The sequence below is a fragment of the Escherichia sp. TW14182 genome (assembly GCF_000208525.1).
Lineage (GTDB): Bacteria > Pseudomonadota > Gammaproteobacteria > Enterobacterales > Enterobacteriaceae > Escherichia > Escherichia ruysiae.
In genome coordinates this window covers 1-568 of sequence record NZ_AEJZ01000357.1, presented here as the reverse complement: position 1 = coordinate 568, position 568 = coordinate 1, and the positions used below count along the sequence as shown (strand labels likewise).

Annotated in this window: 1 protein-coding gene; it reads right to left on the bottom strand. The window is 46.7% G+C overall.

Annotation, left to right across the window (positions count from 1 at the left end):
• Window positions 1-27: 27 nt before the first annotated feature.
• Window positions 28-568 (bottom strand): site-specific integrase (locus EQY_RS0121725; RefSeq protein ID WP_000441812.1); only part of this gene is annotated, 541 nt, incomplete at its 5' end.

Here is a 568-nt window from a genome sequence, read left to right as displayed (position 1 = left end):
ATTATCGGCACCATTTAAATCAATAAGTTACACATCATTAGTGCCTTCCTTATTTTTTGACTGGGACAAATTTGGGACCGATGGGTTCAGAATCGAGTCTATTTGCCGTGCGTGTTCGGTAAGGTGATTAGGCGCGAGGTGAGCATATCGACGAACCATTTCGATAGACTCCCAGCCACCCATTTCCTGTAACACTGACAACGGGACTCCGGCTTGAACCAGCCAACTTGCCCAGGTGTGTCTCAAGTCGTGAAATCTGAAATCATCAATACCAGCTCGTCTCAGAGCCGCTTTCCAGGCTGTGTTTGCGTCATACCGCATCTTCCTTACTGTTGGCGCTTTCGTTCCGTCTGGTTTGGTACAGCTTTCCTTATAAACAAATACCCAACGGTGATGATTCCCTATTTGTTTTTTCAATACGCGACATGCAGTATCATTCAGCGCAACGCCAATTGCGCGGTTTGATTTACTCTCTTCCGGGTTTATCCATGCCACCCGGCGCTGCATGTCTATTTGTTGCCATTCAAGGTTGATGATGTTTGTAGTGGCATAGTGAATTTGGCCACCT